Source organism: Methylophaga frappieri, assembly GCF_000260965.1.
Taxonomy (GTDB): Bacteria; Pseudomonadota; Gammaproteobacteria; order Nitrosococcales; family Methylophagaceae; genus Methylophaga; species Methylophaga frappieri.
In genome coordinates this window covers 851,884-877,173 of the sequence record NC_017856.1, presented here as the reverse complement: position 1 = coordinate 877,173, position 25,290 = coordinate 851,884, and the positions used below count along the sequence as shown (strand labels likewise).

The 25,290-nt window shown below is 49.2% G+C and carries 34 protein-coding genes; 18 read left to right on the top strand and 16 right to left on the bottom strand.

Features of this window, described 5'->3' with window-relative positions; translation table 11 throughout:
* Nucleotides 1-2: 2 nt before the first annotated feature.
* The 12 genes from Q7C_RS04025 to Q7C_RS03970 form a co-directional block, all read right to left on the bottom strand.
* A complete protein-coding gene (locus Q7C_RS04025; RefSeq protein WP_014703422.1) occupies nucleotides 3-1,244 on the bottom strand; it encodes a PBECR2 nuclease fold domain-containing protein in 1,242 nt (413 codons plus the stop codon).
* Nucleotides 1,231-2,859 carry a DUF935 domain-containing protein gene (locus Q7C_RS04020; RefSeq protein WP_014703421.1) on the bottom strand — a complete coding sequence of 543 codons (1,629 nt, stop codon included), beginning with the start codon at nucleotides 2,857-2,859 and terminating at the stop codon, nucleotides 1,231-1,233. The genes Q7C_RS04025 and Q7C_RS04020 overlap by 14 nt, the downstream gene beginning before the upstream one ends.
* Nucleotides 2,853-4,511, bottom strand: a complete 1,659-nt coding sequence (locus tag Q7C_RS04015; RefSeq protein ID WP_014703420.1) for a terminase large subunit domain-containing protein — start codon at nucleotides 4,509-4,511, stop codon at nucleotides 2,853-2,855. The genes Q7C_RS04020 and Q7C_RS04015 overlap by 7 nt, the downstream gene beginning before the upstream one ends.
* The gene (locus Q7C_RS04010) at nucleotides 4,511-5,044 is read right to left on the bottom strand and encodes a DUF3486 family protein (RefSeq protein WP_014703419.1); all 534 of its coding nucleotides are present in this window, start codon (nucleotides 5,042-5,044) and stop codon (nucleotides 4,511-4,513) included. The genes Q7C_RS04015 and Q7C_RS04010 overlap by 1 nt, the downstream gene beginning before the upstream one ends.
* Before the next feature lie 2 nt (nucleotides 5,045-5,046).
* Nucleotides 5,047-5,358, bottom strand: coding sequence for a hypothetical protein (locus tag Q7C_RS04005; RefSeq protein WP_014703418.1), 312 nt, complete (start codon nucleotides 5,356-5,358; stop codon nucleotides 5,047-5,049).
* Between the two features lie 98 nt (nucleotides 5,359-5,456).
* Nucleotides 5,457-5,837: a hypothetical protein gene (locus Q7C_RS04000; protein WP_014703417.1), complete on the bottom strand. Its 381-nt coding sequence runs from the start codon at nucleotides 5,835-5,837 to the stop codon at nucleotides 5,457-5,459.
* Nucleotides 5,838-5,942: 105 nt separating this feature from the next.
* Nucleotides 5,943-6,374: a hypothetical protein gene (locus tag Q7C_RS03995; protein ID WP_014703415.1), complete on the bottom strand. Its 432-nt coding sequence runs from the start codon at nucleotides 6,372-6,374 to the stop codon at nucleotides 5,943-5,945.
* Nucleotides 6,365-7,093 (bottom strand): transglycosylase SLT domain-containing protein, encoded by a 729-nt coding sequence (locus Q7C_RS03990; RefSeq protein WP_014703414.1) that lies wholly within the window; start codon nucleotides 7,091-7,093, stop codon nucleotides 6,365-6,367. The genes Q7C_RS03995 and Q7C_RS03990 overlap by 10 nt, the downstream gene beginning before the upstream one ends.
* A gap of 2 nt (nucleotides 7,094-7,095) precedes the next feature.
* Nucleotides 7,096-7,428, bottom strand: coding sequence for a putative holin (locus Q7C_RS03985; RefSeq protein ID WP_014703413.1), 333 nt, complete (start codon nucleotides 7,426-7,428; stop codon nucleotides 7,096-7,098).
* 130 nt (nucleotides 7,429-7,558) lie between these two features.
* Nucleotides 7,559-8,014: a thermonuclease family protein gene (locus Q7C_RS03980; protein ID WP_041366494.1), complete on the bottom strand. Its 456-nt coding sequence runs from the start codon at nucleotides 8,012-8,014 to the stop codon at nucleotides 7,559-7,561.
* A gap of 10 nt (nucleotides 8,015-8,024) precedes the next feature.
* Nucleotides 8,025-8,480 (bottom strand): hypothetical protein, encoded by a 456-nt coding sequence (locus Q7C_RS13275; RefSeq protein WP_014703411.1) that lies wholly within the window; start codon nucleotides 8,478-8,480, stop codon nucleotides 8,025-8,027.
* Nucleotides 8,481-8,492: 12 nt separating this feature from the next.
* Nucleotides 8,493-8,948 (bottom strand): hypothetical protein, encoded by a 456-nt coding sequence (locus Q7C_RS03970; RefSeq protein ID WP_151194719.1) that lies wholly within the window; start codon nucleotides 8,946-8,948, stop codon nucleotides 8,493-8,495.
* Between the two features lie 116 nt (nucleotides 8,949-9,064).
* Here Q7C_RS03970 and Q7C_RS03965 point away from each other — a divergent pair, with 116 nt between their 5' ends.
* From Q7C_RS03965 to Q7C_RS03915, 11 genes are all read left to right on the top strand, one after another.
* Nucleotides 9,065-9,265: a DNA-binding protein gene (locus Q7C_RS03965; protein WP_014703409.1), complete on the top strand. Its 201-nt coding sequence runs from the start codon at nucleotides 9,065-9,067 to the stop codon at nucleotides 9,263-9,265.
* Nucleotides 9,266-9,302: 37 nt separating this feature from the next.
* Nucleotides 9,303-9,512: a hypothetical protein gene (locus Q7C_RS03960; protein ID WP_014703408.1), complete on the top strand. Its 210-nt coding sequence runs from the start codon at nucleotides 9,303-9,305 to the stop codon at nucleotides 9,510-9,512.
* Nucleotides 9,509-9,808: a helix-turn-helix domain-containing protein gene (locus tag Q7C_RS03955; protein ID WP_014703407.1), complete on the top strand. Its 300-nt coding sequence runs from the start codon at nucleotides 9,509-9,511 to the stop codon at nucleotides 9,806-9,808. The genes Q7C_RS03960 and Q7C_RS03955 overlap by 4 nt, the downstream gene beginning before the upstream one ends.
* A gap of 11 nt (nucleotides 9,809-9,819) precedes the next feature.
* On the top strand, nucleotides 9,820-10,725 hold the full coding sequence (locus Q7C_RS03950) for a DUF3102 domain-containing protein (RefSeq protein WP_014703406.1): 906 nt from the start codon (nucleotides 9,820-9,822) through the stop codon (nucleotides 10,723-10,725).
* Nucleotides 10,722-12,485, top strand: a complete 1,764-nt coding sequence (locus tag Q7C_RS03945; protein WP_014703405.1) for a DDE-type integrase/transposase/recombinase — start codon at nucleotides 10,722-10,724, stop codon at nucleotides 12,483-12,485. Before Q7C_RS03950 ends, Q7C_RS03945 begins: the two co-directional genes overlap by 4 nt.
* Nucleotides 12,485-13,642 (top strand): ExeA family protein, encoded by a 1,158-nt coding sequence (locus Q7C_RS03940; RefSeq protein WP_014703404.1) that lies wholly within the window; start codon nucleotides 12,485-12,487, stop codon nucleotides 13,640-13,642. The genes Q7C_RS03945 and Q7C_RS03940 overlap by 1 nt, the downstream gene beginning before the upstream one ends.
* A gap of 2 nt (nucleotides 13,643-13,644) precedes the next feature.
* Nucleotides 13,645-13,836, top strand: coding sequence for a carbon storage regulator CsrA (csrA, locus tag Q7C_RS03935; RefSeq protein WP_014703403.1), 192 nt, complete (start codon nucleotides 13,645-13,647; stop codon nucleotides 13,834-13,836).
* On the top strand, nucleotides 13,833-14,441 hold the full coding sequence (locus tag Q7C_RS03930; protein WP_151194718.1) for a hypothetical protein: 609 nt from the start codon (nucleotides 13,833-13,835) through the stop codon (nucleotides 14,439-14,441). The genes csrA and Q7C_RS03930 overlap by 4 nt, the downstream gene beginning before the upstream one ends.
* Before the next feature lie 10 nt (nucleotides 14,442-14,451).
* Complete coding sequence (locus tag Q7C_RS03925; protein ID WP_014703401.1) at nucleotides 14,452-14,712, top strand: hypothetical protein; 261 nt, start codon at nucleotides 14,452-14,454, stop codon at nucleotides 14,710-14,712.
* A 28-nt stretch (nucleotides 14,713-14,740) separates the two neighbouring features.
* Nucleotides 14,741-15,376 (top strand): DUF3164 family protein, encoded by a 636-nt coding sequence (locus Q7C_RS03920; RefSeq protein ID WP_014703400.1) that lies wholly within the window; start codon nucleotides 14,741-14,743, stop codon nucleotides 15,374-15,376.
* Nucleotides 15,377-15,563: 187 nt separating this feature from the next.
* Nucleotides 15,564-16,265, top strand: coding sequence for a DUF2786 domain-containing protein (locus tag Q7C_RS03915; RefSeq protein ID WP_014703398.1), 702 nt, complete (start codon nucleotides 15,564-15,566; stop codon nucleotides 16,263-16,265).
* Nucleotides 16,266-16,311: 46 nt separating this feature from the next.
* On the opposite strand, the gene Q7C_RS13665 is transcribed toward Q7C_RS03915, so the two are convergent.
* The gene (locus tag Q7C_RS13665; RefSeq protein ID WP_187287371.1) at nucleotides 16,312-16,449 is read right to left on the bottom strand and encodes a hypothetical protein; all 138 of its coding nucleotides are present in this window, start codon (nucleotides 16,447-16,449) and stop codon (nucleotides 16,312-16,314) included.
* A 106-nt stretch (nucleotides 16,450-16,555) separates the two neighbouring features.
* On the opposite strand from Q7C_RS13665, the gene Q7C_RS03910 reads away from it, so the two are divergent.
* Genes Q7C_RS03910 through Q7C_RS03895 form a run of 4 tightly spaced genes read left to right on the top strand, consistent with a single transcriptional unit; the run spans nucleotide 16,556 to nucleotide 18,920 of the window.
* A complete protein-coding gene (locus tag Q7C_RS03910) occupies nucleotides 16,556-17,248 on the top strand; it encodes a hypothetical protein (RefSeq protein WP_014703396.1) in 693 nt (230 codons plus the stop codon).
* Nucleotides 17,245-17,847: a regulatory protein GemA gene (locus Q7C_RS03905; RefSeq protein ID WP_014703395.1), complete on the top strand. Its 603-nt coding sequence runs from the start codon at nucleotides 17,245-17,247 to the stop codon at nucleotides 17,845-17,847. The genes Q7C_RS03910 and Q7C_RS03905 overlap by 4 nt, the downstream gene beginning before the upstream one ends.
* Before the next feature lie 37 nt (nucleotides 17,848-17,884).
* The gene (locus tag Q7C_RS13270; RefSeq protein ID WP_014703394.1) at nucleotides 17,885-18,550 is read left to right on the top strand and encodes a hypothetical protein; all 666 of its coding nucleotides are present in this window, start codon (nucleotides 17,885-17,887) and stop codon (nucleotides 18,548-18,550) included.
* Between the two features lie 22 nt (nucleotides 18,551-18,572).
* A complete protein-coding gene (locus Q7C_RS03895) occupies nucleotides 18,573-18,920 on the top strand; it encodes a Mor transcription activator family protein (protein ID WP_041366492.1) in 348 nt (115 codons plus the stop codon).
* A 145-nt stretch (nucleotides 18,921-19,065) separates the two neighbouring features.
* Here Q7C_RS03895 and Q7C_RS03890 read toward each other — a convergent pair whose 3' ends face one another.
* Both Q7C_RS03890 and msrB read right to left on the bottom strand, forming a co-directional pair.
* Complete coding sequence (locus Q7C_RS03890; RefSeq protein WP_014703392.1) at nucleotides 19,066-19,335, bottom strand: GIY-YIG nuclease family protein; 270 nt, start codon at nucleotides 19,333-19,335, stop codon at nucleotides 19,066-19,068.
* Nucleotides 19,322-19,717, bottom strand: coding sequence for a peptide-methionine (R)-S-oxide reductase MsrB (gene msrB, locus Q7C_RS03885; RefSeq protein WP_014703391.1), 396 nt, complete (start codon nucleotides 19,715-19,717; stop codon nucleotides 19,322-19,324). The genes Q7C_RS03890 and msrB overlap by 14 nt, the downstream gene beginning before the upstream one ends.
* 197 nt (nucleotides 19,718-19,914) lie before the next feature.
* On the opposite strand from msrB, the gene ung reads away from it, so the two are divergent.
* The 3 genes from ung to Q7C_RS03870 are packed head-to-tail and all read left to right on the top strand — an operon-like array spanning nucleotide 19,915 to nucleotide 24,447.
* Nucleotides 19,915-20,601: a uracil-DNA glycosylase gene (gene ung, locus Q7C_RS03880; RefSeq protein WP_014703390.1), complete on the top strand. Its 687-nt coding sequence runs from the start codon at nucleotides 19,915-19,917 to the stop codon at nucleotides 20,599-20,601.
* A 43-nt stretch (nucleotides 20,602-20,644) separates the two neighbouring features.
* Nucleotides 20,645-22,531, top strand: coding sequence for an ATP-binding cassette domain-containing protein (locus Q7C_RS03875; protein ID WP_014703389.1), 1,887 nt, complete (start codon nucleotides 20,645-20,647; stop codon nucleotides 22,529-22,531).
* A complete protein-coding gene (locus Q7C_RS03870) occupies nucleotides 22,531-24,447 on the top strand; it encodes an ATP-binding cassette domain-containing protein (RefSeq protein WP_014703388.1) in 1,917 nt (638 codons plus the stop codon). Before Q7C_RS03875 ends, Q7C_RS03870 begins: the two co-directional genes overlap by 1 nt.
* Nucleotides 24,448-24,513: 66 nt before the next feature.
* Here Q7C_RS03870 and Q7C_RS03865 read toward each other — a convergent pair whose 3' ends face one another.
* Nucleotides 24,514-25,278: a hypothetical protein gene (locus Q7C_RS03865; protein WP_041366489.1), complete on the bottom strand. Its 765-nt coding sequence runs from the start codon at nucleotides 25,276-25,278 to the stop codon at nucleotides 24,514-24,516.
* Nucleotides 25,279-25,290: the final 12 nt, after the last annotated feature.

The following is a 25,290-nucleotide window of genomic DNA, read 5'->3' as shown; positions in this document are numbered from 1 at the left end:
AGTTACTCTTCTTCAGATCGGCGATACAGTCTGACACCGAAACGCATGCTGTCTGGATCTGGTTTATCGGCATCAAGGAGGATCGTGCGCTTCCAGCCTGATGGACCCCATTCAACAATCACCAGTGCCGGTTCATCCTGTCCAGGAATAAGGAACTGTGACAGGTATCGACGCCATACGCCCATCTTGTTGCCATGCTGCTCGATACGCGTCCATATTTCGTCCGGACTGCGAATAGTTTCGCCTATCAGAGGCAGATAAGGTCCATGGCCATCACTGTGGGTTATGAGCTCGTCCGTCTCCCAATCACGAAACAGATCCGGACCAATGGCCAGGCGATGACCTATCACATCATCAAACAGCAGGCTTTCATCCAGGCTCGCACCAAACTCGCCCAGAAATCCTTCGGCATAATCGACATCAGATAACTCATCAGGCAATAACCTGGCACGACTCATAGCGCGTGGTAATGGCAATACATCTGTTGCCCGGCGATTAGGTATGCCGGCGGCACCAGAAAAGTCGAGCGGTGGCTCCGACAGCGGCGGCGGTACCGCGCTCTTGATTCTGCTACGACCCGGTGCATACTCAAAGCCAGGATCAATGCCTTTTGGCACATCGACACTGCGAGGCCCGTTCGGACTGCGCTTGCCTATTTCTCGGGTCACCATTTCTACATTTGGTGCTTCATCCGGTGTTTTTCCCATCTCCCGCAAACCGGCTTCGCTATGTGCAGTAACATAACAGCCACAGCCCCAACCATTTGGCGGATAGTGCTGTTGCCACCATGGGTCATCAGCAGCGATGATGAGACCATCCCATGATAAATGGTGTAGCCTCGGATGCTCAGCGCCTGAGTGATGGTATTCCCAGTAAGGCAGCTCTGCTATGGCTTCATTAAGTTGGGCCAAACGACCAGCAGCATAACTGGTGCGCAGATTGGTTTCGTAGATAACCCGCGATCGCCATTCGCGGCCACCGTTATAGTCCCAGCCATGCTCAGCAACAATGCGGTCGAAGTCTTTACGGAATTCTTCTATCGTCAAGCCTTCCTCAATCATCCTGTCGATGGATTCGCGAAAGTCAGCCACGATCTCATCACGGTTAGCACCGGCCACCATAAACGCCCAGTCATGCTCCGCGTTATAGATATCGGTCCAGGCTCGCGTCGGTATATTCAGTTTGCGTCTGAAAAAGTTTTGCTGTTCCTGGAAAGGGACGGAGCCGTAACTAACGGAGGGCATCAGGGTTTTCCTCTGTCACTTCGTTACGACCAGCGAGGTGCGCCGTGGCCATCGCATCAGCCAGGGCATTTGCAAACTGATCCAGTGTCATTTCTGGATACCGGTCGAGCAAAGCTTCGCGCAACGCATCCAGGCTGTCTACCTGGTTAGCAAGCTCACGGACCTGGTTGATCCAAGCATTTGTGACTGGCTGTAGATTTTCGCGTGTCCTGGCCAGCATTTGATCAGGTGGACTTGGTACGGGTGTCTCCGTTGTCGCTGCAGCGATTGCTGTCGCAGCGGCCTGGGCTTTCAGGACAGCGGCATCCTGTCCAGTGAGCTTTGATTCCACTGATAGTAAAACCTCGTCTTGATCTCCGGCTTTCGGAATGCCGCTTTTTTCATGCGCCCACCATGAAGGGATGCGCATACCCATATCAACGAATACAGGTAGTGTGTCAGCCAGTTTTTCCAGCCCCTCGGTTTCACCGGTATCCAGGTAAAAACGTGGTGCACGTTGCGGCGAATCAATGCCGAAGTTCAGCGCCGCCATCGGCCAGAGCATGTGCTTTTTGATGCTGCCGGCATACTGACGGACATCTGAACGAATCAGGCTCATCTGACCGCGTTCATGCACATTACCGAGTGCATTGGTATTGGTGCCCTCGCCGGTACCACTGGTCAGCGTGCCACCCAGTATGACCTTTGCCTTGCTGCGTTCACACCAGTCCATCATCAATTTATAGACATCAGCACTGGCACCTTTACCCGCTGCTTCCAGGTAATCTATTTCCATTCCCTGCGGGATAATGCCTGCAGCGTCTTTACCCATACGCACAACAGCATTAAGCAGTGTCGCTTTTTCTTTTGGCGTTGCACCGCTTGGATATTTACCCAATCGGGCAGGCAAGCCATAGATTTCCAGCAATTGAGCCAGATCACCCAGCGCATAGTTCTGGAAAAGGTATGGCCACACGAGCATCCGGTGTAGGCCCATTCTGGCCACATAACCAGGCTTAGCTCGATGGCGATGCGGCACCCAGCCCAATGGCCAGAGCTCAGCTCCAGTCGCTGAATTGTCACGCAGCGTAATTTTGTTCTGGTTGTCCGGATGCAATCTAAACCAGCTGTGAGGCCGTAATTCTGGCTGCTCGATGTAATGCAAACCACCATCGTTATTCCAGGACAGCTCTAAATTAGCCCAGCCATGACCAAGGCCGGTACCAAGATCCAAGATCAGGTCTTCGACCTCAAGACCACTAAATACTTCAGCGGCGTGTTCAGCGGCACGTTTTTCCTGAGCGCTTGGATTATCGGGCGGGACTATCTGCCACTCTAGTTCTGCAGCCAACTGTCGACGCTTGGCCATGTCGGCACCAATTTGCGGATCTTTCTCTTCCATATCCTCAAATAGCTCTGACTGGGCTTTAATGTCACCTTGCTCAGCGGCCTCAAGAATGTCATACAATTTAGCTGGCGTGAGACCTTTACTGGGATGCTCAGCAAACTCTCTTTTCAGTTGGCCAATAGCAGCACTACCTGCACCCTCATCGCTGGTCTGTTTGTCTTCCAGCGCTTCCTCGGCACCACCAAATAGCTGCGCTACCATCTTTAAATATTTATTCTTGGCTACCATGCGCCACCTCCGAAGTCTCGTGCATCGTCGTTTTCGTCATCATCCAGATCCGCATGCTCATGACCTTTAGGCACGGCAATAAAATCAATTTCACCGCCATCCATCCAGGAGGCGCGAATAGCCATAACCAAGCCGACAGCGAAGTCACCATGGCGTTTTGCTTTGCCATCACCTGACTGCAAGTCTTTTGTCCGGCCTTTATCAATAACGGGAATACCGTTCTCGACTTTGATGGAGAGCAAATCATCCAACGTGGTCTGATGTCGGGCTATCTCAAGATTGAATGACTCGAATTCGCCTTTTAGTTTTGGCATCCACTCGTGGTACCAGGAAGACGATAGATGAACCTGATCGACCATGCCCTGGCCATACTTAAGGGCTGCTTGTTCTGCCAGATAGCCACCATTACCAGTGGCATCGAAGGCTAGTCCTCCACGACGCGGCAATCGGTCGCAGATATAAAACATCACTTGGCGTTGCTGCTCATAAGGCAAATTCCTCAACTCCACCCTGAAGGTCTCACGCTTACGAAGATCAGGCTTAATGGCCAACGGTACAAACACCGTCAAGTCACCACGACGGGCAAAGTCTTCACCAAAAACATGGCGGTCTGACGGGTTTAACTTCTTAAGTTCTGGCAGAAGGTTCTTTTGACACCAGTCAGCGATCTCGGCCTCACGCATTTCCGTTGTCCAGCTTTCAAAGTCTTTAGGTGCTTCGAACCGCAGGATGGGGATTGAGTGATCAGCCACCATGGCGGCCTCAATCAGAACACGAGTCAGGTAGTTGCCACCGGACTTCTTAGGAATACAGCCATACTCTTCATCAGCAGACTCAGCGTTTGGTGCGTTTTTGTAGAGACCCTCACGCCATGCTTTTTCGGACTCCTGAGACCATTCCTGACCAGTGACAAAGCAGATCCGCTTATATAGTCCCTGTGCGATCGCATCATCCAGAGTGATTCGGTGCAGGCTGTAATCCTTGCGACCTTCTCGTGCATCTTGAATGTACTGGTTAAAGTCGTTATCAACGCCGTTATGTGTACTGATGAGTCGAACTTTATTACCCCACATCGTCAAAGCCAGAGCAGCTTTCAATAGCTCCTGCAGTGATTCATGGAATGCCGCCTCATCGATGACCACATCACCCTGCAGACCACGCAGGTTACTCGGCCGGGAGCTTAGCGCCTGGATTTTCCTGCCCGTTTTCGGGAAGCGGATCATGTAGGTCAGGATCTCTTCCTTGCGCTTATCGTCCCAGAAGGTCTGCTCATAGACATCGGCTTCAGCGAGTTCATTGAAGGCCCTGGCAAACAGAGCGCAGGCGGCGATGTATTCCAGCGCCATTTCCTGTTTGCTGCCGACATAAAAGGTATTGCAGCCACCACGACGGCGGGGCTTGGCTGCGTTCATCACGTTGCGGCCGGCTTCGGCCCAGGTCAGACCGGTTCGACGGCTTTTTTCAGCAATCATGATCTGGCTTTCATCTTCGAACCAGCGTTGCTGATATGGCAAAAACACCGGTTCTTTATCCGGCTGGGCATCGCCGATGTCCTGGGGGACATCGACGCCATAGAGCTCCATTTCTTCAGCCAGGTTAATCTTGCGCGGCTGATTGACGGAGGTGAGCCCTTTACCGATAGATTCGGCCATCAGGCTTTACCCAGCAAAATGCCACGGATACGGTCTTCCAGCTGCTCGCTCATGCCATCGCTGCCACGCAGCTCTTCCAGGCGCTGTTCCTGTTCCTGCAGCAACTCCTGGCGAGCCTGTTCCCTGGCTTCCGCTGCCAGGCGTTTCTGGCTGACCGAGGCCCGACCGAGATCCGCGATCGCTTTAGCTACTTTGGCCAGATCCAGCTTGCTGGTATCAATCTCGGCGTCGATAACCAGGTTAAACAGCTTCTCCTGGACCAGACGCATCAACGCCTCGTTAACAGCGCCCTCATCATCGGGGGCGCTATCAACAACGGCTTTCGCCTGTTCGGTAATCATCTTTACGGCATCAAGGCGTTCATTAAATGACTTGCCATATCGGTGTAACGAGCTGCTGGAGATGTCGATACCGCGTTCACGGCATATCGCTTCCAGGTCATCGTAGCCACTGAAACCGCGTTTGATGAGTTCGGCATCAAGCCAGGCTTTATCATCCTGGCTCAGTTTCTGTACTTTGGATACGGGCGGCATATTTAGCCCTCCCAGTATTTGACCGGACGCGAAATACCCGCCTCGCATTCAACCGTGTACTCTGCGATATCAATACCATAGCGCGTCAGTTCAGCACGCCAGTAGCCTGATGGTTCGCGTGCTATCTCAACCAATTCCCGGTTTTCCAGATAGTCCAGTTCGCGACGCACTTCATGCGCTGTCGCATCCGGATACACTGCCTGTACAGTGGACAATACCATTTGCTCATGAGCGCCTACAGGGCGTGCATGATTCAACGTCAGCAGAATAGACCAGCGCATTTGCTCTCGGCGAATTTTAGTAAAGTCAGCCATTTAATACTCCCTTAAATTTAGTCCGTTTGCAGTTACCCTGCGGTTGAGCAGAGTGTTGGCTTGCTGCAATCCGGATGCCGCTACGCCGCACTTCAAATTCATTTGTCTTTAACTCCAGCCTGTTGCAGCTGCAAGCTTTGCAGCATGTTGGCTTGAGCATCGAGCTTGCTCTCTATCACTGTTTGCCCCCTGACATAATCCTCACGTCTCACATACTGATTAGGTAGCTCAGCACGCAACCGCAACATGTCCCGCTCCAGCTCTGACATTTGTTTTTGATTTTCAGTGTCACTTCGCTCCATTCGATCAAGCTGACTATCGAGATCAGCAAACTTGCCGTCCAGCGCCGCGAACTTGCTGTCAAGATGCTGTGCCAGCAATTTCACTAACACCTTAGCGAGCGCCCAGAAGCCGCCGATAACAGTCAAGATGATCGCAACCAGCGATAACACATCGTTTAAATTGATCGTGTCTATCATTTATCAATCCCTATCAGATAATGCTGCAGTTCAAATAGCCTGCCGGCACAAATTCCATACTGGTCATAAACCTGTTTCAGCGCTGTCACCATGGCATCAGCATGATTACTGACCGGCCCTGTCGGGGCTGGACACGGCACCATCAAAACCGCTGGCAGCGGCGGCGGCAGCCCGTTGCCTGGCGTCTTCGAGCTGGCGCATGACGTCAGCGTCATACACGCAAGCAGCACGTAAAGCGGCTGTTTCATCAAGCACCTCCTGCAGCGTTTTTGTTGTTATCTCGTCATAAGCCTGACGCTGGCTTGTCAGAGTCAAAATTCTGTTACTCGCCGTATTCGCCGACTCAATCATTTCGCGGTGATTGGACATTAGCTCGTTCAGCGAGGCGATAGTTTGTTTATCTGTCTGCGCAGTGACTTCCAGGCGGCCATGTTCCAGTCCTGTCCGGTAGCAGTACCACGGCACGACAACCGCGCAGCCCACAAACAGCAAAAGCGGCAACCAGGTCATCAGCAGCTGGCGAAGTATCAATGACATATACCAGCCCCCCAACCTGCGGCGGCATACATCAGCTCCCAGCGGGTCAATATATTGCGGACATAGGTTCGATTCTCACGCCGAGCCCAGTCGGCCCGGCGTGAGTGGTGCTCTATCGAGTTAAACCAAACCAGCGGATCGGCCCCCTTAGCCGATGCCAGTTGTTTATCTCGATACACCCAACCCAGCCCGCCGTTATAGGCGCTCAGGGTCAAGGCCCAACGCTGACAGTTATCTGCAGCAGTTACGCGTTGATAGAGCCAGTGGTCATACAGAACCAGGGCACGTAACGCCCAGCCAGGATGAAACGGCTGATTATCACCAAGCGCGTCGGGATAGAGTGTGGAGAACCAGTCAGACGTGGTCGGCATAAACTGAGCGAGACCTTCAGCACCGACCGGTGACTTGGCATCCGGCTGCCAGCGGCTTTCCTGATGAACCTGACCGGCCATCGTGGCAATGGGTGCATCTAAACCCCAGTAGGCATGAGCGCTGCGTCGTAATAGTCGTTGATACTGTCTGGCTTCTACCGGTGCGTGCTCAAAACGATCGGCGCCGATCGTTTTGGCGATGAATGTCGGTTCAAATGCGACAACGTGATCGCTTTTGTCAGTTATCGAAGCTGAGGCAGGAAGACAGCTAGATAAAAGAAGAAAGCCCAGACAAACCAAGCTAAAAAGGATTAGTGGTAAATAAGCCAGTGAGAATTTAATTCTCATCTTCACAGCCCTAACGTCATACCGAGCACAACAGCCAGCACAATTAAGGCGCGGCGAAGTGTGGCCAGAGAGGCCTGCAGCCTTAGCTGGTTGGAGTCGTAAAACTGCGAGTCCTTATGCAGGCCATTGGCTTCAGCAAATAACTGATGCGGCCTGGCGTAATAGAATAAGGTCCGATCCAACCAATAGGCCAGCACCGTAGCGAACGTGACAAGGGATAGTTTGTAGAGCACGACTGGCAGCTGAGTTGGCGAGATCAGTGCAATCAAGACGATCAGCACCAGGGCAACAACCAGCCAACCAGACAGGCGCGGCAAGGCGAGAAATGGCAGCATGTGAACCTCCTGACAGAAACAAATACGCCTCCAGTATCGGAGGCGTGTGTCAGAAGGTCATTTGAATTCGGGCAAAAGCTTATTAGATACGCGCGAGGATAATTTAAAGCTTTCTATCGAGAACGGAATGTCACTTACGTCTCCATTCCCATGGTGGTACCGGGTTAGGTTCCTGCCAGAGTCCTTTGCGCGCAGCCTGCGCCTTTGACTGATATTCAACCAAGGATGAATCGGTATTATATTTTGTGTAAACCCAGGCCACCCCCTGAAAAACCATGTAGGCATTAGCATCAACACCGTCACAAGTAACTCGGCCAAGCACTCGCTGATATCGATCTCGGCCTAAAGAATCAACGGCGGCAGGCTTATCAAAGCACAGGTCCGACAGAATTTGTTTTGAGCGGTTGAAGTATGGTTGCTTGCGTTCAGGCGCATCAATGCCGGTCAGACGAACACGCAGCAATTCTTTTTCCGGCGTGAGCAGTTTGATGGTATCCCCATCAGTAATAGACACTACCTTGCCAGTAAACAAATCTGCACTGGCCAGTGGAGTTAGCCCCATAACTAAAACTAGAATTTTGAGCATTTTACCGCGCTTAGGTTTCTGCCACAGTTAGTGGTGGATGCTCAGCATCAACGCAGTAGTTATTCCAGTACACTTTTTCAAAACCAGATATCACTCCAACCCCCCTGGCTATTCTTTTCTCTTTAGGGTTTTCAACAGTTACAGAGATAAAATCGAACGTGTTTTTCGATGTGAGGCTGATTGAGACAAATCTGGAGCCGCCGCTATATCCACCAAACCCATTTTTACCGTCTACAATTCCACAAATACCAATATAGGTAAATCCATCTTCTGACGGCTGCTGTACAACATATGAATTACGTATCACCATCGAATCAGGATCTTTCATCTGGGCTTTAAGTTCTTTTGTTGTGTAATCTTTAGCCCAGCCAACCGGGCCACTCGCTTTGGTACGAATATAGACTGATAACACCAGTACGACAGGGACAAGAACCAATATAATCAAAATCCATTTTAATGCCTTCATTGTTAACCCCCGTTACTGATTTTTTCTGAACGCAGCCAGCATCATTTTCACAGCGGCCTGTTCTTCCTGGCTACAACTTCGGTACTGCTCTAGCAATTGTTCTTCATCATCGGTCAATATTTGACCGAGCTGTTCATCCAGCAATCTGTGATCATCTTGGTCAAGTGCAAATAATATGGTTTGGATTCGACCTTGTTGTTTTTTGTCCAAATCTAACTGATCTGCAGCGTTTGTACTTTCCTTAACTTGATCCAGTCGCCTATGAAATTCTATTTCTTTATCAGACTGGAACATTGGCTCTTCACCAGTAGCCAGCCAATCACCACGAACATGCAGTTTTTTAACTAATGCTTGTGTTTCTTCAAACTTCAATTTCGCAACACGGCCAGACGTGATCGCTTTTACGCGACTCAGGCTAGAACCGGTGATTTCAACCAAATCATTTTGAGTTAATGACTTAGCTGTCATCAGTTTGCGGATGAGTTCACTTATCAAACCAATCCCCACTATTATAGTTGACAGGTTTGATTATCAAACCTAAAATGTAATTACATTGATTTTTATATGTACAGGAATGGTAAACGATGTCACCAGAACAAGTAAAAGCGAAATTTAAAAAACAAGGCCTGACATTCAGTAAATGGGCTAGAGAGAATGAATTTCCAGTACGGGCGGTTTATCGAGTTATCGCTGGCATTGACAAGGGCGATCACGGCAGAGCGCATGAAATTGCGGTCAAGCTGGGCATCAAAGCTGATCCCGAAAAACCGAACTCCATTAACTAATCTGCAGAGCTATATCCCATCGTGCAAGGAGACAGCAATGGATCTCACTAAAACTGAACTGGATCTGATGTCGGCTAGCGTCGAAATCAGCACCCCCCTGAATTGGAATGGCGAACTTTTTACGCCTTTATCACAGGCTATTGAGGCCACCGGCAAAAAGGTGGACGAACTGACAGTAGCCGAACTACGCAAGCTCATCAGCGATGTGTTCGCTGAATATAGCTCACTTCACAGAGGTACGGCATGAGCGAAAAAGTAACCAGCTTATCTCGTGGACTGCGCGTTATTAAAGCAATGAGTGGCCATACCTTGGACGGCGTGAGTAATGGTGAGCTGGCCAAAGCATTGAACGAATCGCCCAGCGCCATTACCCGCACTCTGCAAACCCTGATCGAAGAAGGATTTGCAATCAAGCTCGATAACGGCCGCTTTGCGTTGAGTATTCAAATGCTGCAAATCGCAACGCGACACACAACAGAGTTCGAGCGTGCTGCACAGCGTATGGCCGAGCTAAATCAACGCATCAACACCGGCAATAGCTAAGGAATCATTACATGACAGTCAACCTTACAAAGCAACACAAAGACTCCGCCATACATAGTGATGCCGTTATAGAGCAGTTCGGTGATGGCATACCTTACGATAGGGTACGGGTAATCGATGAGGCCAGATTTTATTTAGCTCAGTCAGCCGAGGCCATGCTGGAGGCCGGCAAACGCCTGGTACTCATTAAAGAGCATGAAGCGCACGGCGACTTCCAACGTATTGTCCAGGATCAGCTTGGCATGCCAAACGCGACAGCGCGCCGCCTGATGCAGGCAGCCATGAAATATTTATCACCACAACTGCAATCAAAACGATCGGCGCTGAGCGTTTTGGGTAAGACCAAGCTGTTTGAACTGCTTGCTGAAGATGATGAGCAACTAGCGTCTCTGGACGAAGGCGGCACGGTTGCGGGTCTAACGCTGGATGATATCGATCGCATGACTAGCAGAGAGCTCCGTGCAGCATTACGTGAAGCCAAGGAACAGGAACAGGCTAAAGACCAGGTACTGGCTGACAAGAACCAACGCATCGACCAGCTATCGACAGACCTGGAGCGCTCGCAGAATCGTTATCAGCTCAGTCCGCCACCGCCCGAAGAAGAGTCCGAGGAAATCCGAAAGCAAGCCGCCAAACTCGGCTTTGAGGCAGAGCATCACCTACGGGTCACGCTTCGCGAAGCCCTTCAAGCAGTACTGGATCATGGCCAAGAGCACGGCATTGACGCCGGGCTTTGGGTCAGAGGCCAACTCGACCAGATAGCCGACTCATTCAACTACCTGTGCGAGCAGCTCGGCACCGTTTCCTGGCTGGAAGAGCACCCACCTTATCTGCCGACTGCTGGAGCAGAAACCGAAGAAGACGAAATCCCGCTCTGGAACGGGGAAGCAGCCACAGACATGGAGACTGAGTCATGACAGGCAACACGCTGCAATATCTGATGGATGTCGCCAACCGTGCCGAAAAAGCTGGCCACGGTGGCAAGACGAAGGTTTACCAGAGCGCTGCGGACAACATGGGCATCAGCACTCAAACGCTGATGCGCAAACTTTCAGAGTTTCGTCCAAGCCACCGCCGTCGCCGTAAAGATGCAGCTCAAAGCGCGCTGACCCGCGCCGATGCACAAGTGATTTCAGCTTACATGCTCGATAGTCGACGTAAAAATGGCAAACGTCTGGCCAGTCTGGAGGACGCGATTGAAGTACTGCGCTCGAATGGTGAAATTGATGCCAGTCGCATCGATGAAGAGACCGGTGAAGTGATGCCGCTCTCGATATCGGCTATCAGCCGCGCCATGTATCAGTACAACCTACACCCTGAGCAGCTGGCTTTGCCGTCACCCAAGGTTACGCTTCGCAGTGAGCACCCCAATCATGTCTGGCAGATCGACCCATCGTTATGTGTCTTGTATTACTTACCAGCCGCTCAAGGCGAATGCCTGCAGGTGATGGATGAGAACAAGTTCTACAAGAACAAGCCGGCAAACATCCGCCGGATTGAAAAAGAACGGGTCTGGCGTTATGTGATCACCGACCATGCCAGCGGCGTCATATTTGTGCATTACGTGTTGGGCGCTGAAAGTGGTGTCAATTTGCTTGAATCCTTCATCGAAGCATCTAGAAAACGTGGCGATGAACCGTTTTATGGCATCCCCAAGTTGGTGATGGTTGATCCAGGCAGTGCGAATACTGGTGCAGTTTTTCGAAACCTTTGCCGCGCTCTTGGTATCACCTTACAGGTCAACTTGCCTGGTCAGCCTTGGGCAAAAGGTCAGGTCGAAAAGGCCAATGACATTGTAGAGCGCAGTTTTGAGCATCGTCTTAAGTTTCAGGAAAGCCCCCCAACATCGGTCGATGAGCTAAATGTTCTGGCCAGCCAATGGCGACGCTGGTTTAACAGCACCGCCACGCATCGACGACTGAAAAAGCCACGCTTTGCTGCCTGGATGAAGATCAAAACCGAGCAGCTGAGACTGGCTCCCGATGAAAAGATCATGCGCTCAATTGCTATGAATAAGGCTGAACGCCGCAAGGTCACTGTACAGCTCGAAGTCAGCTTCAATGGCAGCCAATACTCAGTAGCCAGCATTCCTGGTGTGCATGTCGGTATGCACCTTGAAGTTACGCGCAACCCTTGGCATGACGATCAAGCTGGTGTGCTGTATCGCGATGATGACGGCCGAGAAGTGATGCAAATCGTGCAAGCCATTAAACGTGATGAGTTTGGCTTTGATATCGACTCCCCGATCATCGGCGAAACCTTCCGCAGCCATGCAGACACGGAACTGGACACCAACCGCAAAGCCGTTGAGCGTCTATCAATGGAATCTGACACCGATACCGAGGCAGATAAGAAACGTAAGTCTGGCGCCACCCCATTGGGCGGCCGTATTGATGCGATGAAGCCAATCAATGACACCCGCATCCCCGAATATTTACCTCGGCTGGGTGAGTTACTTGATGTCAAAACACCAAAAGTCGAGTCGTTACGACTGAATCATGTAGAAGCCGCGAAGCGGCTGAAAAACCGTATCGGCGATGAATGGAACCCAGATCACTATCAATGGCTGGTGCAGCACTACCCGTCAGGCATACCCGAGGATTTATTAGACGATGTTGAGGCGGCATTGACCAGAGTGAAACCAGCAAAACTGCATGTTATCGGAGGGTCTAATTAATGAGTTTGAGACAGGTGTTAATGCAGCTCGGTGTTTCACAATCCGAGTTGGCGTATAGCGTCAGCATTTCACAGACAGCGATATCTCAAATCATGTCACATGATATGTGGCCAAAGCGTCGCAATAAGCATGATTTAAAACAAGCCATTGTTAACACGCTGACCAATAAATATGGTGCCAAAGAGCACCAAATTAAGGAGTTATTTGTTAGCACTTTCGCCCCAATACCAAACCAGAACGAAAGTGCCAATCCACACCATCCAAATGATATGGAGGAAATCATGCTACTACGACGCCATGCATTAAAGCCAGAAACGAAGCGCGTTTTTGGATTAATGCGAGACCCATTTGCTGAGATTCGGTCAGCTGATGAGGTCTTCTTAACACCAGACATAAGATACGTGCGTGAGAGCCTGAGAACATTTGCCAAACATGGCGGATTTGCGGCTGTCATTGGCGAAAGCGGCGCTGGGAAATCAACGCTGCGGCGTGACCTTATCGAATGGGCTAAAAATGAAAACGAACCTATTGTGATCATTGAGCCTTACGTCCTGGGCATGGAAGACAATGACATCAAAGGTAAAACGCTGAAGTCTGGCCATATTGCCGAGGCAATCATGGATGCTGTAGCACCAGGTCAGCGCATGATGCGATCACCCGAATCCCGTTTTCGTCAGGTGCATCAGGCACTGAAGGAAAGCCACAGGATCGGTAATAGGCATGTGCTGGTCATAGAGGAAGCGCACGGCCTATCGATCCCGACGTTGAAGCATTTGAAACGGTTTTTCGAGTTGGAAGATGGCTTTCACAAGCTGCTGTCAATTATGCTCATCGGTCAGCCGGAGCTGGGCAACAAGTTAGACGAGCGAAATCCTTCGGTTCGGGAAATCGTCCAGCGCTGTGAAATGGTCACGCTGAGACCCCTCGATATTCACCTGGAAGCTTATCTTGAGCACCGATTCAAGATGGCCGGCAGTGACTTGCAAAAAATAATGGCGCCAGATGCTATTGAGGCACTACGGAACAAGCTGACAGGCAGAGGTGCATTCAGTGTGCTGTATCCGTTGGCTGTTAATAACGTCATTACTGCAGCGCTGAATGAAGCTGCAGAAATCGGCATACCGCAATTGAATGCGGATCTAATCCAAGGAGTGTAGCCATGTTGATTTTAACCAGAAAAGTTGGTGAGAGCCTGATTATTGGTGATGACGTTGTCGTCAATGTGCTTGGCGTAAAAGGCAATCAAGTCCGTATCGGTGTTGATGCGCCAAAGGATGTGACGGTCCATCGTGAAGAGATTTATGACCGTATCAATGCAGAAAAAAACAATCCTGATAAAGGTGATAAATGATGGCCTCAATTACTGCAAGAACAAAGTTTATCCGTGACCGGGTCATGTTTTATATCACCGACTCAGCCGATAAAACCAAGTTTGGTATGTCGGCTATGGTCAGTCTTTTTGATGGCAAAGCCTCGGAGGAAGAAGTCTCCGAGGCCGTTGATTGGCTGATTAAAAACCAGCATCTAAAAATGCTCGGAAAATACGTTTTTGGTGTTGGTACTTACGAAGGTATCAAACGCTATGACGTCTCAGATCATGACCCAAACAGCCTGATTCCAGACCTTAATGATAATCCCGGCGAATCTAGTCATGAAGATACGTCCCCAGACTGTGGTAAAGAGCGGCCGAATTGCTTTGATAAACAAGAGCAGAAACCTCAGCAGCAGTTGCATATCGATAACATCCCAACACTGTTTGGCTTATCTAGTGATGAAAAAGAAGAAGGTGTCTTTGCTGCCATCGACAGGCTAAAAAAACAGCTCAAACCGGAACGTGTTCCCAATGTGGCCATGAAACTGGCTGTGCTTTCCGAACTGGCCAGTGTGCTCGAACCTGATATCAGTCTAGTGCTGAGAGAGATTCAAGCTGACTACAGAAAACATGCCATTGACTGAGGCGATCACCATGAGCAAAAACAATCAAATTATTAGCCAGAAATTCGAAGACGTCCGTCACTGCATGGCAGAGCTGGCCAAGCGAAATCTGACTATCACCGGCATCGAGATCAAAGACGGTCGACCACGCATCACGATCCTCGGTTTCAACAAAACACCAGGCGGTTTGATGGGCGGCACGATGACCCGCATTAAAGTCGGCCACCGCCGCCTGGAGACCTATGCCACCAACCTGCACAACTGCCAGGTGCAGTGGAAAGTACCGGCCTGATTATCACTCATTAATAAGGAGTCACATTATGAGCAATACCACTGAACAAACCAGACCGCCAGTACCTGAAGGCTATATGCGAAACGCAGCTGGTCACATGGTGCCACTGGAGGAAGTCAGGCCTCACGACAAGCTGCGTGATGAAGTCGCTAAAGAGTTAGTTCAGGAGGCAGCAGATCTGCATGAACGGTTGAAGCAATTCAAGCAAAAAGCACTCGGCGATATCGAAGACCTGGTCACCATTGCCGGTGAAAAGTATGGCGTAAATCTGGGTGGTAAGAAGGGTAACGTCACAATTTCCACGTATGACGGTGGATTCAAGGTGGTACGTAGCTACGCTGAACGTATCACTGCGACCGAGGAAATCGAAGCAGCAAAAGAATTGATCAATCAGTGCATAAACCGCTGGTCAGAAGGGGCTAATAACAATATCAAGGCACTGGTCGATCGTGCATTTCGCACTAATAACCAAGGCAAGATAAAAATGTCAGCAATACTCGATCTGCTCCGCCTTGATATTGATGATGAACAATGGAAGAAAGCCATGGAAGCCCTCAAGGACTCCATTCAGGTTACCGGTACCGCTGTCTATGTGCGGGTATATAAACGCGTTGGCAAGTCTGATCAATATGTGCCGATGCCGCTGGATTTGGCAGCCTTTTAAGGGATGCAGTCAGTATGAAATTCCTTGGACAAGGCATTGCTTTCGCCTCACTGGTAATGGCAGCAACCATTCTAGAAATCAATGATCGTGAAACAACATTACTTTGGGTTTTGATTGTTTTTTGGGCCATTAGTACCGAGTGGTACCCAAAGGAAAAACGCAATTGCAACAATGCAAAGGGATAACAATGAACCCAGACATCTTAGACAAAATTAAAAAATGTTTGCGGCTGGCGAAAAGCAGTAACCCACATGAAGCTGCTACTGCCTTACGTCAAGCCCAGACCTTGATGAAAAAACATGGCATATCTATGGATGACGTGGTGATCAGTGATGTGGATGCCAGACTGACACCATCCGGTGCAGGCAAAACGCCACCAAGTCATATAGCCATTCTGGTTGATATGGTTTGCCAGGCATTCGGAGCGCAGGCTATCTACACCCAGCTTTTAGATCGCAAGAGCTGGACGATGAAAGGCTATCTCGAATTTATCGGCATTAACGGTGCTGCATCAATTTCAGCCTATGCCTACGAAGTACTTCTTCGTCAGTTGAAACGGGCTCGCAGCGAGTACATCAAGTCACTTAATAAGCGTCTGAAGCAATCAACAAAAGTTCGCCGTGCTGACATTTTTTGTCAGGGCTGGGTGCTGGCTGTGTCTGAACAGATCACACCACACCAAAACACCAAAGCAGAAAAGAATGCGCTAACCAAATACATCGATAACCGCTGGAGCGATAAGTTAAAGAGCAAAGCGCCACTCGACCGTACCGGCAAAGCCAGAAATCACGATTACTCGGCCTTCGATAGTGGCGTTAGCGAAGGTAAGAAAGTCCAGTTTCATCAGGGTGTGAATGGCCGTAAACAGGCGGCCATTGGTAACGGATAAGGAATACCCCAAGGCGCGTCAGCAGACAGGTGGCGCCAGCACGAAACTAACAGTCTGCAGCAAAGACGGTGGTTTTCCCATTTCCCCACTGGGCGATGCCGACTGACTCACGAGACGGGTCACGTATTCGACTGATGGCTTGTAAGGCCTGGAGGCCCTGGATGCTGTCGATAGGTGGAGCCATCAGTCGAATGCGGTCCTGGCGAAAAGCCAAAACCGTATCAGCTGTCAAGCGATGACGCGGGGCGAAGTAACTAGGTACCGCAGCTAATTAGATCAGGAGAAGAAATATGACTCAGATGAATTTCGACTTAGAAGACGGCTTACCACCAGTCAGTTTTGTATTAAAACCAAATGATGCTGAACGTTTTGCTAAATTCATGGCTGACTGTACAGCTGTAATAAACGGTGCAAATAAGCCTGTGCAGGCTGAGCAGATGCGGCCAGATATCTTAACGGTTAACGGTCAGTACTTCGACTTCATCACGCCAGAGAAGTCCGAATTTGATATTCATGTCATTGCCCATGGCCTATCAAATATTTGTCGCTTTGCTGGCCATACAAAAGCTTTTTACAGCGTGGCCCAACACTCAGTACTTACGTCAGAGATCGTGCCACCTGACTATGCGCTTCATGCGTTACTTCATGATGCTGCAGAAGCTTTTGTTGGCGATATCGCAAGACCGCTTAAAAACCTTCTTCCTGATTACCGAGTAATTGAAAAGCGTGTTGAGCAAGCTGTTTTTGCCCAGTTTGGGTTGCCAACTGAGCTGCCACAAATAATCAAGCATGCTGACTTAGTTATGTTGGCAACAGAACGACGTGACCTTATGACTGAACAAGATGATGAATGGATGCTGCTAAATAGTATCGAACCAGTCGATCAAATCATTCAGCCATTATCACCGGAACAGGCTTACATACTATTTATTAACCGGTATCAAAGACTTACTAATAACAGCACATATCAAGGTGCCAAATGAGCCAGCGAAGACAACTCATTCAATTGGTACATATTGGTGCTGACAGGCTTTTTAGTGATGAAGAAAGCCGTCGCGACTGGCAGGAACAGCATACCGGCAAACGCAGCTGCAGCAAGATGACCGATCGCGAATTGGAACAGCTAGTCAGAGTGCTTCGTGATGCCAAAGTCATCACTAAACGCTCGCCGAAACGTGCTGGCCGTAAACCAGTCAATCCAAGCCCGTATATGAAGAAAATTGAAGCCTTACTGGCCGATATGGGTCTCAGCTGGCAATACGCAGAGTCTATTGCATTTCGCATTACTGGCGGCAACGGTGAAAAAACACTGGGCAGACCAGGTATGCAGCGCCTGGAATGGGTGCATGAACGCAAACATTTCGAGTCGATCATTGCTGCACTCGAAGTTGAACAAAAGAAACGCAAGCTGCTGGCTGATATCGAATATCTTCTGGATGCCCTGAACCTAGACGTCTCTTATGTTGAGCATCTGATATCCGGTAGGAAAGATGCAGATAAGTGGCGTCGCAACCCGAGTTTATTAATTGCAATCGTCGATTCTCTCAATGAAAAGCTGGAATTTGAATATGCAGCTCAATAGATGTCCTTCATGCCATTGTCGAATATCAATAGAGCAAATGGCCCAGGATAAATCGGCCAGTGATCTGCTTGCGCTGCTTATCGATCTCCCTGAAGGTGTTGGGCGCTCACTCATTGTTTATATGGGCCTATTCCGAAGCAGTTCGCGTGATCTCGCTAATGACCGTGCGTTAAGACTTGCAAACGAGGTACTAGAACTGTCTGATGATAAAAGCCGTCTGGCTGTGGCGATGAATGAAACAGTTCAGGCTATGCGGATAAAGCAGGATGAAGGCAGTTTCAAACCACTCACCAATCATAACTATCTTAAGCGTGTCATTGAGACTGTCAGTGTTTCGTCTGCAGTCAATACGAGCGCCGGACAATTACCCGCTGCAGCGGCACGTCAGTCTAAATCAGCGATGACGATAGATATGCTCAAAAACTATCCGAATCTGGAAGGGATTGACGAGTGGTTCACCAAAACCATTTGTGGCGCCATGGCAGAAATGATGCTGATGGGGCTGGAGAATGTACCTGCATACGACACTATTCCAATGGTTGTTGACCGTTTCATATCAGGTATGTGGCCAAAGCGTAACTGGGATAGAAAAAATCATTTTAGAGGTGAAAATCGGCTGTATAGAGCATTTATGGAAACAGCAGAAACAACTAATCGTTGGCCATCTATAAAAGACGTATTAAGTCTGATTCCCAGTCAATGAAGAGATATAGGTAGGTGAGGAAATGAGCAGAGATTCAATGATGGAAACAAGACGCCACGAGCTGCTGGAAGATATTCATGCACAGGTGAGCTCAGTCGCCGGTGAGCACGGTATCGAGGCTGATCTAGCCGACCAGATTGGCTGTGCTATCGCTGACCACCTGGCAAACAACTGGGGTGGCCAGAACTTCACTTTCCCAAAAGATCATCACTATCAAATCAGCAGTCGGGACGAGGAAATCTATGATAAATTCAATGGCCGTAATCACCACATCTTGGCTAAGGATTACAATCTAACAATCAGGGCCATCTATAAAATCATCAAACGTGTGCGCGCTAAAGGTGACCCAAATCAGACAACTTTGTTTTAATCGTTCGGCTGGCCGCTCTGGTCAGCCATTTTTTCTTTTGCTGTATTTGTAAAACATTTCCAAACCGCCACCCCAAGTAAACCCACTTAATCCCAGCTCACCCCGCATTTATCTCGCTTCTTCTCAGTATTTATCTCTCTTCCTTTCAACTTGCTGTTTTGTCATTAATTAATTTTAGCTTTTGTTGTTTGCTTAACTGTTTAATCGCGTATTCGCGTTGACTGGCGCTCCGTCGATCGGCATGTTTTTCCTGATAAAGCAACGCGGCTAACGGACTCCGGCGAAAAAACTTTGCACCGCCAGCAAGTTCCTGTCGATGTTGCTTAAGCCGACGAGCAAGGTCGGTCGTAATTCCGGTATAAAGCGCCCCGTCTTCTGTGCTGACAATATATAAAGTCCAGTCAGTTTTCTTCATCGAAGTTAATTGCAACAGAGTTAATGCAATAACGAAGACCGGTTGGTTCTGGCCCATCATCAAATACATGGCCAAGATGCGCGTCACACTGGCTACATCTGACTTCGATACGCTGCATGCCGTGACTGTCATCCTGATGGTGACTGACCACACCATGTTCGATTTGTGAAGAAAAACTGGGCCAGCCACAGCCTGCGTCAAATTTCGCATCAGAATGAAACAGCGTTACACCACAACAAATGCATTGATAACGACCTGTCTCATTAAAATCATAGTACTTGCCGGAAAAGGGGGCTTCGGTTCCTGCCTGACGCGTTACCCGAAACTGCTCTTCTGTCAGCGCTGATTGCCACTCCGTCTGTGTTTTATTAATTTTAGTCATCGTATCAATTTACCTTAAACATGCCTGATTTTAAATGAATGACCGTGTCGAAACCGAACTGGTTTCATCAGCATCATGCATCTCAAACAGATGGCAGGGCCTGAATAAAAGCGATTGACGATCTCTGACGATGCGTTATGTGTCAGTTAAGCAAGCTGTTAGCATGATGTTTTAATGAGGTTTAAATCGGAGTCGTCATGGCTTTAGAACAAGCACCTGAGTGGCAGAAAGTGTTAACTGATGAGTTTTCCAAGCCCTATATGGCAGTATTAAAGACATTTTTGCAGCAGGAAAAGCAGCGACAAAAGGTGATTTACCCGCATTCATCGGACTGGTTTCATGCGCTCGAAGCCACTCCCTTATCGACAGTGAAGGTGGTCATTTTGGGGCAAGATCCTTATCACCAACCCGGTCAAGCGCATGGTCTGTGTTTTTCGGTCAAACCCGGTGTTGCCGTCCCGCCTTCGTTGAAGAATATCTATAAAGAGTTAATTGATGATGTCAATTTTGCTGTACCGCAACATGGTTGTCTCGAATCTTGGGCAAAGCAAGGTGTGTTGCTATTGAATGCGGTACTCACCGTAGAGCAAAATCAGGCCAACGCACATCAGGGCAAAGGCTGGGAGCAGTTTACAGACCGGATCGTTGAGATTGTCAGCCAGCAGTCTCAGCATGTTGTTTTCATGCTGTGGGGCAGTTATGCCCAGAAAAAAGGGGCCGCTATAGACAGCGAACATCATCTTGTTCTTAAGTCGACGCATCCTTCGCCCTTGTCCGCACATCGGGGCTTTCTGGGGTGTCGGCATTTTAGTCAAGCCAATGCCTATCTCGCACAGCACGGAAGAGAGCCCATTGATTGGCAGTTACCAATGACGCTGAACTAATTATTCGGGCATAAATCCGCACGAATCCGTTACAATTCGCGCCATGATAAAACTGACTCAACTCATTTTGCGTCGCGGCCCGCGAGTTCTTTTTGAACAGGCTAATCTCGTCATTCATCCTGGACAGCGTGTCGGTTTAACCGGCGCCAACGGTGCTGGAAAATCCAGTTTGTTTGCCATGATGCGTGGTCAATTATCGGCGGATAGTGGTGATTTGGATATGCCGGCCAATTGGGTTATTGCGCATGTGGCGCAAGAGACACCCGCTGTCGACACGCCAGCGATTGATTATGTTTTGGAAGGAGATGCCCCGCTCAGCGATCTCTTACTAAAGCTTGCCGAAGCGGAGCGACAAGAAGATGGTCATCAGCAAACGCAATTACATGACGCACTGAGTCTGATTGATGGCTACAGCGGCCGTAGCAGAGCGGCGCGATTGCTGCATGGGTTAGGTTTCTCCGCAGCGCAACAGACTCAAGCCGTACGCTCGTTTTCTGGTGGCTGGCGGATGCGACTCAATCTGGCGCAGGCGTTGATGTGTCGTAGTGATTTGTTACTGCTTGATGAGCCAACAAATCATCTCGACCTGGAAGCTGTTTATTGGCTGGAAGAGTGGCTAAGACAATATAGTGGCACGCTGATTGTTATCTCGCATGATCGCGACTTCCTGGATCGGGTCGTCAATCAGATCGCCCATATCGAGCAGCAGCGAATCAAGTTGTACACCGGTAACTATAGTGATTTTGAGCAAGCTCGGGCTATGCATCTGGCAAATCAACAAGCGGCACATGATAAACAACAACGGGAAGTGGCGCATATTCGCAGTTTTGTTAACCGCTTTAAGGCGAAAGCGACCAAAGCCAAACAGGCACAAAGTCGTCTCAAGGCTTTGGCAAGAATGGAAATGATTGCGCCGGCGCATGTTGATTCGCCATTTCATTTTCGGTTTTTTGAGCCTAGCAGATTGACGACACCAATACTGGCACTTGACGAGGCATCTGCCGGGTATAACCAGCAACCATTGCTGACGTCACTTAAACTGAGCCTGAATGCCGGCGACCGGATTGGTTTGCTGGGTCCTAACGGCGCCGGTAAATCAACTTTAATTAAGCTGATTGCCGGGGAACTGACACCATTATCCGGAAAGCGCCGCGAGGGAAAAGATATCGTCATTGGCTATTTTGCTCAGCATCAGCTTGAACAATTACGACCCGATGAGTCGCCACTACAGCACATGCAGCGATTAGATGTGATGGCCTCGGAACAAGTGTTGCGTGATTATCTTGGCGGTTTTGGCTTTCATGGCGATGAGGCCGTGCAAAAAGTGGCTCCATTTTCCGGCGGTGAAAAAGCAAGACTGGTACTGGCAATACTGGTCTATCAGCGACCGGCGTTACTGTTACTTGACGAGCCAACGAACCATCTCGATTTGGAAATGCGTCATGCGTTGACCATGGCCTTGCAGGAGTATGACGGCGCATTGGTTGTGGTCTCGCATGATCGGTATTTTCTGCGGAATGTCACGGATGATTTATGGTTGGTTGCTGAGGGGCAAGCAAAAGCCTTTGCTGGTGATTTGGATGACTATCGATTGCTTCGGCTGGGAAAAGACAATGACAGTGCCTCAAAAACAGCGCTAGCCAAACCCAAAAAAGCGGACAGACAAGCGGCAGCCCAGCAGCGTCAGCGGTTGCAACCACTTAAGAAAAAGGTACAGCGCGCGGAGCAATTAATGGATAAGCAACATCAACAATTACAGTCCATTGAAGCGCAACTGGCTGCGCCGGAATTATACGAAGCGGAACAAAAGGATCAGTTAAAACAGCTGCTGCAACAACAAAGTGAATTTAAATCGCAGTTGGCGCAGACTGAACTGGAATGGCTTGAAGCCAGTGAAGATTTAACCCGTGCTGAACAGGAAACAGCTTAATGGCTTTGTTGCAACTTAAACAACTGACCGTGAGTTTTGGCGGACCGAATTTACTTGAAAACGTTGATTTTCAAATCGACAAAGGCGAACGGGTCTGTCTGGTCGGCCGTAATGGTGCTGGGAAATCAACCTTGATGAAGGTTATTGCCGGTGACGTCACCGCTGATGCTGGCGATACTACAAATTTGCAGAACCTGAAGATTGCCCGACTCGAACAAGAGGTGCCGGCTGGCACGCAGGGGACGGTTTTTGATGTGGTTGCCGCCGGTTTGGGCGATATTGCCCCCTTACTGGTGCAGTATCACCACATTGTTCAGCAGCTGCAAGATGATGCTAGCGAGGCGGTGTTAAACCGGCTTGAAAAAGCACAGCACCAATTGGAAGCCGCCGATGGCTGGTTGTTTGAACAACAGGTTGAAACGGTAATTTCCAAGCTGGACTTACCTGCTGATGCGTCTTTTGACAGTTTATCTGGTGGGATGAAACGGCGTGTCTTGTTGGCCCAGGCACTGGTCAAGTCGCCTGATATTTTATTGCTGGATGAGCCGACCAATCATTTGGATATCAATTCAATCACTTGGTTGGAAGGCTTTTTAAAATCTTACGAGGGCACGGTTTTATTTATTACTCACGATCGCAGCTTTCTGCAAGCATTGGCGACTCGGATTGTCTGGCTGGATCGGGGCAAGTTGGCCAGTTTCCCCGGTGACTATCGAAATTTTCTACAAAAGCGTGAAGCCATGCTGGCTGCGGAAGCAGAGCAAAACGCCCAGTTTGATAAAAAGCTGGCTCAGGAGGAAGTCTGGATTCGTCAAGGTATCAAGGCACGTCGGACCAGAAATGAAGGGCGCGTCCGGGCCTTACAGCAACTGCGTCGTGAGCGCCAGCAGCGTCGTGAAGTCCAAGGCAATGTGGCGATGCAACTCCATGAAGCGGATCGCAGCGGCAAGTTAGTCGCAGAAATTAAAGCCGTCAGTCAGTCTTATGATGGAAAAACACTATTCGATAACTTTTCATCCGTTATTCAGCGCGGTGATCGGGTTGGCATTATTGGTCCAAATGGCTGTGGTAAAAGTACCCTGCTTGGCATTGTTCTAGGAAAACAACAGCCGCAATCCGGCTCGGTACGGTTAGGAACCAATTTACAAGTTGCTTATTTTGATCAGCTGCGGAGTCAGCTTGAAGAAAACGCTTCGGTAGTGGACAACGTCGGACAAGGCCGAGATTTTGTCGAGTTAGGTGACAGTCGTAAACACATTATTGGTTATTTACAGGACTTTCTGTTTACCCCCGAGCGGGCGAGAACGCCAGTCAAAGCACTCTCAGGTGGTGAACGTAACCGGTTATTACTCGCCAAGTTATTTACTCAGCCAGCTAACCTATTGGTTATGGATGAGCCAACCAATGACTTGGATGCAGAAACACTGGAGCTGCTTGAAGAGTTACTGGCCAGTTATAACGGCACTTTATTGCTGGTCAGCCATGATCGTAGTTTTCTTAACAATGTGGTCACCAGCAGTATCGTTTTTGATGATGACGGCGTAGTTCGGGAATATGTCGGCGGCTATGATGACTGGTTACATCAACGCCAATTAGCATCTGTGCCGGTAAAGCCAACTCCTGGCGAGGCCGCCCAGTCTGCGTCGAGGGCTGATAACAAGTCTAAAAAGCGTAAATCGACCTTAACGTATCAGCAGCAACTTGATCTGCAAGCTTTGCCACAAAAAATCGAAAAACTGGAACAACAACAATCAATGCTGACATTGCAAATGAGCCAGCCTGACTTTTATCAACAGCCATCAGAAAAAATCACGGCGTTGCAACAGGAGTTGACGCAGTTAGAGTCGGAGCTTGAAACCTTATTTGTTCAATGGGAAGCCTTGGAGGCCAAGCAGCAAGATGGAGTGGAAGAATAAGTTTCTTCGCTAAGAATTGAAAAAAATCCCGCACTTGGCGGGATTTTTTTATGGCAGTTGGTTGTACTACTCGTCGAGCAGTGCATCGCGGGTATCAACCCGGAATCTTGGCAAAATCCACATTTCATACATGGAAACGATCCACATAAATCCAAATGACATTGCCATGGCTCCACCTGCGATGATGACAAACCAAGCAAAATTCGGGTGTAGCTTGGTCAGCCACCAAGCCGCAATATCGACAAGCAAAAAGATATACGGCATCGATATGACTGTGACTTTTAAGAGTTTGGGTACCCCGGAAGCCAGACTGAAAACCAGGCCGACAAACATAAAAATGAAGGCGATACCAAACAAGTGAATGTGTGAAACTCGAGCCAAAGAGCTGATGCTGGCACCAGTATCGACGAGTGCGCGGTCTTTGATTTCCTGAAAATTAGAATAATCTGGAATCGTGCCGCCTGCACCAGCATTGTGACAAATAATACATTTCGCTTCGAATATCTGTTTTATACCCGTGTTTTCATAAGCTTCAGAGCTTGCCCCACTATGGATCCACTGAATGATCTGATCCCGCTCATCATCAGTTGCCATAGGTTTCATGGAACCATGTAACTTATTTTCCAACAACGAGTTATTACGATTTCCATAATAACTATAGACAATATCATCGATCGACAGACCATATTCACCATCTGCTAAACCATGCGTTAACTGGATTTGGACCAAAGCCATCAAGTATCCGACAGCGACAACCACAAGGTATCCAGTAAATAATGCTTTAAGCGAGGTTCCCTGACTGGCGAGATTAAGTTTATGCGTAGAAGCCATAACTAATTCCCT